Below are 8,294 nucleotides of genomic sequence, written 5' to 3' on the forward strand. Positions count from 1 at the left end.
CGGCAGGTTCGTGTTCGCGCACGGCGGCGCCTCGTTCACACTGATGCTCGTCGGCGCCCTGCTGCTGCCCGTGGCCGCGCTGGTGCTCGCCAAGGGGAGGTCACCGGGTTGCGGCGGCGTGCCGTCCGGAACGTCCGGGATGACGAGGGCGCCGAGGGGCCGCGGATCCGCCGCGGGCCGTCCACCGTGCCGCGGTCCACCTCCGCGATCCATCCTGGAACACCCTCATCCGTGTCATTCCCCCACCCTCGCGGAACCCGGGGGCGACCGCGAGACGTTTTCCCCGTATCGTCTCGGGTCCTCGCGGATCCTCTCGCGTCCCCCGCAGCCACAGGAGCCTGCCGATGAGCACCGCCACCACCCGCCACAGCGACCGGCGGATCAGTCCCGTGTTCCTCGGGATCCTCGCCGTGACGGCGGTGACGGGCTGGGCCACCTGGACGGGATACGCGGCGCGGCCGGGCGTCGCGGTGTTCCTGTTCGTGACCACGGCCTGGATCGTCTCCCTGTGCCTGCACGAGTACGCGCACGCGCGCACGGCCCTGCACAGCGGGGACATCACGGTCGGCGCGAAGGGCTACCTCACCCTGAACCCCCTGAAGTACACGCACGCGCTGCTGAGCATCGTGCTCCCGGTGCTGTTCGTGATCATGGGCGGGATCGGCCTGCCGGGCGGCGCGGTGTTCATCGAGCGCAACCGGATCCGGGGCCGCTGGCGGCACAGCCTGATCTCGGCGGCGGGCCCGCTGACGAACGCGGTGTTCGCGGCGGTGTGCACGGCACCGTTCTGGCTGCACGCGCTGGACGGCGTGCCCGCCGGCTTCCAGTACGCTCTGGCGTTCCTGGCGCTGCTCCAGGTGACGGCGGCGATCCTGAACTTCCTGCCGGTGCCGGGCCTGGACGGCTACGGCGTGGTCGAGCCCTGGCTGTCGTACCGGGTGAAGCGCCAGGTGGAGCCGTTCGCGCCGTTCGGCCTGCTGTTCGTGTTCGCGCTGCTGTGGCTGCCGTCCGTCAACCAGGCGTTCTTCCACATGATCGACGGCATTCTCGACGGCCTGGGCATCACCTTCGACCAGCGCGCCTGCGGCGAGGCCCTGTACCGCTTCTGGCAGGGGACCCCGGAGGGCTGCACCCTCAGCCCGTGACGGACTTGCCCTGCGCGGCGGCGGCGCGGGCGCGCTTCACGTAGTACCAGGTCATGTTGGACGACAGGCCCGCCAGCAGCACCCAGACGATCCCCAGCCAGCTGCCCTGGACGAAGGAGACGACGGCCGCGGCGAGGGAGAGCACGCAGACGGCGAGGGTGTAGAGGGCGATGCGGGGCATGACGGGTGGCTCCTGTCGGGGGACACTGCTACGACGACCAGTGTCCCCCATCGCCCCGGACGGCTCACACGTCGGTGACGCGGAGCCCGGCGTGCGCCCTGTACCGGCGGTTGACCGAGATCAGGTTCGCGACCAGCGACTCGACCTGGTGGGCGTTGCGCAGCCGGCCCGCGAAGACACCGCGCATCCCGGGGATGCGCCCGGCCAGCGCCTGGACGGCCTCCACGTCGGCGCGCTCCTCGCCGAGGACCATCACGTCGGTGTCGATCTCGTCGATCTCCGGGTCCTGCAGCAGCACGGCCGACAGATGGTGGAAGGCGGCGGTGACCCGGGAGTCCGGCAGCAGCGCGGCGGCCTGCTCGGCGGCGCTGCCCTCCTCCGGCTTGAGTGCGAAGGCGCCCTTCTTGTCGAAGCCGAGCGGGTTGACGCAGTCCACGACGAGCTTGCCGGCCAGCTCCGTGCTCAGCGACTTCAGCGTGTCGCCGTGGCCCTCCCACGGTACGGCGACGATCACGATGTCGCTGCGGCGCGCGGTCTCCGCGTTGTCGGCGCCCTCGACTCCGTGGCCGAGTTCCGCGGCGGCGGCCTGGGCGCGCTCGGCGGCCCGGGAGCCGATGATCACCTTCTGGCCGGCCCGGGCGAGCCGGTAGGCGAGGCCCTTGCCCTGCGGTCCGGTGCCGCCGAGCACGCCGACGACGAGTCCGGAGACGTCGGGCAGGTCCCAGGGGTCCTTGGCGGGGGCCTTCTGTGCGCTGTCGGTAGAGGTCATGGTGCGACTCTACGTCCGTGCCGGGAGCGGCACGGGCTCAGGTGAGACACCGCACCGGCACCCGGCGGAAGGTGATCGTCTCGTAGGCGCCGAAGTCACCGGTCTCGTACAGGAGTCCGACCGTGTCGCGGTCGGCGCGGACCAGGTCGGAGTAGGCGGCGGGCAGCCCGTCGACGGCGAACGCGTCCCGCCAGGTGGTGCCGCCGTCGCCGGAGGCGCGGATCGTCATCAGGGCGCGGGCGGCGGGGTCGGCCGGGGCGGAGAACAGCAGCAGATCGGGGCCGCGCACCTGGAGGACGGCGGCCTGGCAGACCGGCGCGGTCAACCCGGCCTGCGGCCGGAAGGGTTCGACCAGGGTCCGCCCGCCGTCCGCGGAGTGGGCGTCGGCCCGGTTCCCGGGCGAGGGGGAGTCGTTGCGGGTGTTGAAGTAGACGCGCCCGTCGGGGAGTTCGGCGGCGGTGGTCTCGTTGACGTTGACGTGCCCGTCGGTGTTCTCGTCCAGGTAGCCGAGGTACCAGCTCGCGCCGCGGTCGTCGCTGAGCAGGCAGTGGCCGCTGTTGTACTTCGCCTCGGCGCCGGTGTCGCCGCCGGTGGGCGGCAGGGTGTGGTTGGCCGGGACGAGGACCCGTCCGCCGCTCAGTTGCAGGGCGTGCCCGGGGGTGGTGGCGTACCAGCGCCAGCCGGGCTTCCTCACCTGCGCGGTGATCTCCCGGGGTGGGGACCAGGTCGCGCCCTCGTCGTCGCTGTGCTGCACCCACACCCGGCGGCCGTCGGCCTCCGCGACCCGCCCGCGCAGGATGGCGGCCTCGGTGGCGGAGGCGGCGGCCCGGATGTGCACCAGCAGGATCCGGCCGGTGTCGAGGACGACGGGGGCGGGGTTGCCGGCGAGGCCGGTCCCGTTGCGCGCGGCGACCTCGAGCGGCCCCCAGGTGCGGCCGCCGTCCGTGGACCGCTTCAGCACGATGTCGATGTGGCCGTGGTCGGCGGCGGAGCCGGCCCGGCCCTCGCAGAAGGCGAGAAGGGCACCGGAGCCGGTGGCGACGACGGCCGGGATCCGGAAACTGGCGTATCCCTCGCGGCCGGCGCGGAAGGGGACGGTCACGTCGGTCATGGGGCGGCTCCTCACACGTACGGGGCCCCGCCGGTGCGGGGATGAGCCCCTCTCCCTCCCCGGGTCGGGCGAATTCGGGGTGAACTGCGCGTCACAAGTGGCCGGTTGCGGCAGGATGCGGGCCCATGGACGCCGTACGGGTCGCGTTGCTGCGGGAAGTGCTCGCCGGGACGGAGTGGCTGGGGGCCACCCGGCGGTTCGCGGGGGTGCTGCGCGGATCGGTGGTGGCGCACGGGGGCGGGCTGCTGCTGGCGGGCACGCCCGCGTACGAGCCGTGGCATCTGGCCGCGCACCTGGTGGACGAGGCCGCGTGGTCGGGCACGCCGGAGCTGGCGCCGACGCTGGTACGGCATCACGCGCGGCCCTCCGACCCCCCGCACCTGGCCGTCGGGCCCGGCCGGATCGCGGCGGCGCGGCGCGGGGAGACCCTGCTGGTCGTGGCTCCCGAGGAGCCCGCGCCGCTGCTGGAGCATGTGCACGCGGCCCGGCGGGCCGGGGTGACGGTGCTGGCGCTGGGGGCCGGCGGGGGCGAGCTGGCCGCCATGGCGCACGACACGCTGGCCGTGCCCGAGGGGGCGGAGCTGGACCTGGACAGCGTGCAGCACCTGGTCAGCGCGGCGGCCGGGGAGAACGGGGGCGGGGTCTCTCCGAGGGCCCGGCGGAGCTTCCGCGACCGCCTGTCCCGCCTGGCGGAGATCCTGACGGCGCCACCGCCCGCGCCCTGGTGACCTCCCCACCCCCTTCACCCGGAAAAGCAGTTGCCCGGGGACCGCGGTCGGCCGAGCATGCCCCGGTGACCCGAGCCCTCCTTCCCGACCTGTCCCCCTGGAAGGCCTCCGCCGACTTCCGCCGGCTCTGGAAGTCCGGTCTGATCAGCAACTTCGGCAGCTTCCTGACCTTCGTGGCGCTCCCCGTCCAGCTGAAGGAGCTGACGGGGTCCGCCGCGGCCGTCGGCGCGGTCGGCGCCGTGGAACTGCTGCCGCTGATCGTGTGCGGGCTGTACGGCGGCGCTCTCGCCGACGCCCTGGACAAGCGGAGGCTGATCGTGTGGACGGAGGCCGGCCAGGGCCTGCTCAGCGCCGCGCTGCTGCTCGACGCCCTGCTCCCGCACCCCGCGATGTGGCCGCTGTACGCCGTCGCCGCCCTCTCCTCCGCCCTGGGCTCGGTCCAGCGCCCCGCCCTGGACTCGCTGTGGCCCCGGATCGTCGCCCATGACGACATGCCGGCCGCGGCCTCGCTCAACTCGCTGCGTTGGACCGTCGGCGGCGTGGCGGGCCCGGCGGTCGCCGGCGTGGTCGTGGCCTGTGCGGGCCTCGGCTGGGCGTATGCCGCCGACCTGCTGACCTTCGCCGTCTCGCTGGCCTACATCGCCCGGATCGCCCCCTCCCCCGCCTCCCACGAGGCCGCGAGGCCGTCGCTGCGGGCCGTCGCGGAGGGCGCCCGCTACGCCTGGAGCCGCAAGGAACTGCTCGGCACCTACGGGGTGGACCTCGCGGCGATGTTCCTGGCCATGCCGCTGGCGGTGCTGCCGTTCCTCGCCGACGACCTGCACGCCGACTGGGCGCTCGGGCTGATGTACGCGAGTCTCCCGGCCGGGGCCCTGCTGGTGGGCCTGACCGGCGGCTGGGCCTCGCGCGTCCACCGGCACGGCCTGATGGTGGTGCTGTCGGCGGCCGGGTGGGGCCTGGCGGTGGCGGCGGCCGGCGTCTGCGGGAACGTCTGGCTGGTCCTGCTCCTGCTGACGCTCGGCGGCGGCTTCGACATGGTCAGCGGCATCTTCCGGGCCGCCATGTGGAACCAGACGATCCCGGACGAGCTGCGCGGCCGGCTCGCCGGGATCGAGTTGCTGTCCTACTCGGTGGGTCCCCAGCTGGGCCAGGTCCGCGCGGGCGGTGTCGCCGCCTGGGCCGGGGTCCGGGCCTCGGTCTGGTCCGGCGGACTGGCCTGCGCGGGCGCGATGGCCCTGCTCGCGCTGTGCCTGCCGGGGCTCATGGCGTACGACGCCCGGACCAACGAGCACGCGGTGCGGATGCGCGAGTGGCGCGCCGCCGCCGTCACCGCGCGGGTGTGATCACTCCTCGTCGCCGCTCCCGCCGGCGGCGGTGTCGTGCCAGCGCGGGTCGTTCTCCCACTGGAGGTTGCGCTCGGCGGCGGTCTCCATCGCGCGCTGGGCCTCCTGCGGCGAGGCGTACGGCCCGAAGCGGTCCTTGCCCGGGCAGTCCGGGCCCTCCTCGACCTTCTTGTGCTCCAGGCAGTAGTACCACTCGCCCGGCTTGCCGACGGTGCGCTTCTTGAACAGGGGCATCGAAACAGCTCCTCTCGCCAACGACATGTTCCCCCATGTCCGCTGGATAGACTCGCTGGCATGTCTGGCCAGTCGCTGCTCGTACCAGGGGAGCTGTCTCCCACCCGTTCGGTCCCCGGAAACATCCGCCGTCCCGAGTACGTCGGCAAGCCCGCGCCGACGCCGTACACCGGTCCGGAGGTGCAGACCCCGGAGACCATCGAGGCGATGAGGATCGCCGGCCGTATCGCCGCGCAGGCGATGGAGGAGGCCGCGAGGATCATCGCGCCCGGCGTCACCACGGACCAGCTGGACAAGGTCGCCCACGCGTACATGTGCGACCACGGCGCCTACCCGTCCACGCTCGGCTACCGCGGCTTCCCGAAGTCCCTGTGCACCTCGGTCAACGAGGTCATCTGCCACGGCATCCCCGACTCGACGGTCCTCAGGGACGGCGACATCGTCAACCTTGACGTGACCGCGTACATCGGCGGGGTGCACGGCGACAACAACGCCACGTACCTGGTCGGGGAGGTGGACGAGGAGTCGCGGCTCCTGGTGGAACGGACCCGCGAGGCCCTGGAGAGGGCGATCAGGGCCGTCCGGCCCGGCCGGCAGATCAACGTCATCGGCCGGGTCATCGAGTCGTACGCCAAGCGCTTCGGCTACGGCGTCGTCCGGGACTTCACCGGTCACGGCATCAGCTCGTCCTTCCACTCCGGGCTGATCATCCCGCACTACGACAGCCCGCACGCGACGACCGTCATGCGGCCCGGCATGACCTTCACGATCGAGCCGATGCTGACGCTCGGCACCCACGAGTACGACATGTGGGAGGACGGCTGGACGGTGGTGACGAAGGACCGCAGGCGGACCGCGCAGTTCGAGCACACGCTGGTGGTCACGGACGACGGAGCGGACATCCTGACCCTGCCGTAGCGCCGGACCGCACCGGCCCGGGCGCGATCGCACGCCCGCCCTTCGCGGAGGGCGGGCTCTCTCTTGTAGACTTTTACCGACAACCTGTCGGCAAAAGTTCGGGGACGGGCCCATGGACTCCTTCTCGACCCTCATCCGCACCGCCTCCCACGAGCAGCACGTGGCGGCGGAGACCTCGACCTTCATGAGCGATCTGCTCGGCGGCCGGCTCGGCGTGGCCGCGTACGCGCGCTACACCGAGCAGCTGTGGTTCGTCTACGAGGCGCTGGAGAGCGCGGCCGGGCGGCTGGCGGCGGATCCGGTGGCCGGGCCGTTCGTCCGGCCGGAGCTGCTGCGGCTGCCCGCGCTGGAGCGGGACCTGGCGCATCTGCGGGGACCGGGGTGGCGGGCGGGCCTGAGCGCGCTGCCCGCGACCCGGGCGTACGCGGACCGGGTGCGCGAGTGCGCCGAGCGCTGGCCGGGCGGCTATGTCGCCCACCACTACACCCGGTATCTGGGCGATCTCTCCGGCGGCCAGATCATCCGCGACCGGGCGGAGCGGACCTGGGGCTTCCCGCGGAAGGGCGACGGGGTCCGCTTCTACGTCTTCGAGGACATCCCCAACCCGGCCGCGTTCAAGCGGGGTTACCGGGAACTGCTGGACGGGATCCGCGCGGACGACCTGGAGCGGCAGCGGGTGGTGGCCGAGTGCGGGCGGGCGTTCGCCCACAACACGGCGGTGTTCGGCGCCCTGGGCGAGGAGTTCCCGCTGAGCGCCTAGTGCTGCGGCCGGAAAGGCTCACCGGCTCGCGGCGTCCGGCACTGCACTAGCGTTCGAGGAGCACCCGGCCCCCCACCTCCACCCAGCCGTGCGGCTGCGGTGCGGTGAGGATCTGGGAGCCCCTGCCCTGGGCGATGTTGAGCGCGCGGCCCAGCCGTTCGGTCAGGAGCAGCGCGGCGGCGCCGGTCGCCTCGTCCTCCTCGATGCCGTCGTCGCGGCCGGGGAACGCGCGGGCGCGGACCCGGCCCGCCGCCTCGTCCTCCCAGGCCCAGGCGTAGATCCACTCCCCCTTGGGCGGCACGTCGAGCGCGTCCACCTCGGCGGCGGTGGCGTACTGGCGCAGGGTGCGCGGCGGGGCCCACTCCGCGCGGGCCTCGATCCAGCTGAACTCGCCGTCCAGGCGGGTCCCGACGACACCGGCGGGGGTGACCAGTTCGGGCACGTCCAGCAGCCAGGCGGTGCCGACGCAGGGGTGGCCGGCGAAGGGCAGGCGCAGGGTGGGGGTGTAGATGTCGATCACCCCGCGCTCGGGGTCGTCCACGAACACGGTCTCGCTGAAGCCGAGTTTCGCGGCCAGTTCCTGCCGGTCGCTCCGCTCGGGCATGACCGAGCCGTCGCGGACGACACCGAGTTCGTTGCCGTAGCCGCCGTGGGGTCCGCAGAAGACGCGGAGTACGTCGTAGTCAGTCACCTGGGAATTGAAACATCGCGGCCCGGGCGAGCGCGTCCCAGGCGGGGGCCCCGCCTGGGAGGGGCGAGGTCCCGGTGGGCACCACTGCGTACGGCAGTTCGGCGAGGGTGTCGCCGTAGGCCCGTTCCAGGGCGGCCCGTCGGCGCTCGACGCCGGGTCCCGGCGGACGGGCGGCGAGCCGCTCCATGTGGTGCTCGTGCGCCTCGGTGATCTGTGCGGCGCCCTGCCACCGCCGGTCGGCGTCCGGCAGCCGGGTCAGCACCACGGCCTCGGGCGTGCGCCCCTCCGCCAGCGCGGCCACCGCCCGGTCGTGGCCGTCGAGCAGGAGCCAGCCGTCGAGGAAGGTCACCCACCACAGCAGCACCGGTGCGGCCGTGCCCTCGCGGACGTGCTTGCGGTACGCCATCACCCGGC

At 73.4% G+C, this 8,294-nt stretch carries 10 protein-coding genes and 1 pseudogene; 5 read left to right on the plus strand and 6 right to left on the minus strand.

Translation table 11 applies throughout. The annotated features are described in order from the left end of the window. The first annotated feature begins 344 nt into the window (after positions 1 to 344). On the plus strand, positions 345 to 1,145 hold the full coding sequence (locus tag ACWEN3_RS35320) for a site-2 protease family protein (RefSeq protein ID WP_452979446.1): 801 nt from the start codon (positions 345 to 347) through the stop codon (positions 1,143 to 1,145). Here ACWEN3_RS35320 and ACWEN3_RS35325 read toward each other — a convergent pair. The 3 genes from ACWEN3_RS35325 to ACWEN3_RS35335 are packed head-to-tail and all read right to left on the minus strand — an operon-like array spanning position 1,135 to position 3,206. After that, on the minus strand, positions 1,135 to 1,377 hold the full coding sequence (locus tag ACWEN3_RS35325; protein ID WP_452979449.1) for a hypothetical protein: 243 nt from the start codon (positions 1,375 to 1,377) through the stop codon (positions 1,135 to 1,137). The two genes, ACWEN3_RS35320 and ACWEN3_RS35325, sit on opposite strands and share 11 nt — an antisense overlap. A 13-nt stretch (positions 1,378 to 1,390) precedes the next feature. Next, complete coding sequence (gene npdG, locus ACWEN3_RS35330; protein ID WP_452979451.1) at positions 1,391 to 2,095, minus strand: NADPH-dependent F420 reductase; 705 nt, start codon at positions 2,093 to 2,095, stop codon at positions 1,391 to 1,393. 37 nt (positions 2,096 to 2,132) lie between these two features. Next, positions 2,133 to 3,206 carry a sialidase family protein gene (locus ACWEN3_RS35335; protein ID WP_452979454.1) on the minus strand — a complete coding sequence of 358 codons (1,074 nt, stop codon included), beginning with the start codon at positions 3,204 to 3,206 and terminating at the stop codon, positions 2,133 to 2,135. Positions 3,207 to 3,331: 125 nt separating this feature from the next. On the opposite strand from ACWEN3_RS35335, the gene ACWEN3_RS35340 reads away from it, so the two are divergent. After that, complete coding sequence (locus tag ACWEN3_RS35340) at positions 3,332 to 3,934, plus strand: hypothetical protein (protein WP_452979457.1); 603 nt, start codon at positions 3,332 to 3,334, stop codon at positions 3,932 to 3,934. 65 nt (positions 3,935 to 3,999) lie between these two features. Next, positions 4,000 to 5,277, plus strand: a complete 1,278-nt coding sequence (locus ACWEN3_RS35345; RefSeq protein WP_452979460.1) for an MFS transporter — start codon at positions 4,000 to 4,002, stop codon at positions 5,275 to 5,277. On the opposite strand, the gene ACWEN3_RS35350 is transcribed toward ACWEN3_RS35345, so the two are convergent. Further along, positions 5,278 to 5,511, minus strand: coding sequence for a hypothetical protein (locus ACWEN3_RS35350; RefSeq protein WP_452979462.1), 234 nt, complete (start codon positions 5,509 to 5,511; stop codon positions 5,278 to 5,280). Positions 5,512 to 5,571: 60 nt separating this feature from the next. On the opposite strand from ACWEN3_RS35350, the gene map reads away from it, so the two are divergent. Both map and ACWEN3_RS35360 read left to right on the plus strand, forming a co-directional pair. Then, on the plus strand, positions 5,572 to 6,429 hold the full coding sequence (gene map, locus ACWEN3_RS35355; protein ID WP_452979465.1) for a type I methionyl aminopeptidase: 858 nt from the start codon (positions 5,572 to 5,574) through the stop codon (positions 6,427 to 6,429). Between the two features lie 112 nt (positions 6,430 to 6,541). Next, positions 6,542 to 7,189, plus strand: a complete 648-nt coding sequence (locus tag ACWEN3_RS35360) for a biliverdin-producing heme oxygenase (RefSeq protein ID WP_452979468.1) — start codon at positions 6,542 to 6,544, stop codon at positions 7,187 to 7,189. Positions 7,190 to 7,235: 46 nt separating this feature from the next. On the opposite strand, the gene ACWEN3_RS35365 is transcribed toward ACWEN3_RS35360, so the two are convergent. After that, positions 7,236 to 7,880, minus strand: coding sequence for a PhzF family phenazine biosynthesis protein (locus ACWEN3_RS35365; RefSeq protein ID WP_452979471.1), 645 nt, complete (start codon positions 7,878 to 7,880; stop codon positions 7,236 to 7,238). Continuing rightward, positions 7,873 to 8,294, minus strand: a pseudogene (locus tag ACWEN3_RS35370) (hypothetical protein); the annotation flags it as partial. The pseudogene ACWEN3_RS35370 and the gene ACWEN3_RS35365, both read right to left, overlap by 8 nt.

It is taken from the genome of Streptomyces sp. NPDC004561 (assembly GCF_053602155.1).

What these genes read in the sequence shown, in the direction of transcription:
- map (WP_452979465.1), top strand. Translation starts at nt 5,572, where the DNA reads ATGTCTGGCCAGTCGCTGCTCGTACCAGGGGAGCTGTCTCCCACCCGT.
- ACWEN3_RS35360 (WP_452979468.1), top strand. Translation starts at nt 6,542, where the DNA reads ATGGACTCCTTCTCGACCCTCATCCGCACCGCCTCCCACGAGCAGCAC.
- ACWEN3_RS35325 (WP_452979449.1), bottom strand. Translation starts at nt 1,377, where the DNA reads ATGGGGGACACTGGTCGTCGTAGCAGTGTCCCCCGACAGGAGCCACCC.
- ACWEN3_RS35340 (WP_452979457.1), top strand. Translation starts at nt 3,332, where the DNA reads ATGGACGCCGTACGGGTCGCGTTGCTGCGGGAAGTGCTCGCCGGGACG.
- ACWEN3_RS35350 (WP_452979462.1), bottom strand. Translation starts at nt 5,511, where the DNA reads ATGCCCCTGTTCAAGAAGCGCACCGTCGGCAAGCCGGGCGAGTGGTAC.
- npdG (WP_452979451.1), bottom strand. Translation starts at nt 2,095, where the DNA reads ATGACCTCTACCGACAGCGCACAGAAGGCCCCCGCCAAGGACCCCTGG.
- ACWEN3_RS35320 (WP_452979446.1), top strand. Translation starts at nt 345, where the DNA reads ATGAGCACCGCCACCACCCGCCACAGCGACCGGCGGATCAGTCCCGTG.
- ACWEN3_RS35335 (WP_452979454.1), bottom strand. Translation starts at nt 3,206, where the DNA reads ATGACCGACGTGACCGTCCCCTTCCGCGCCGGCCGCGAGGGATACGCC.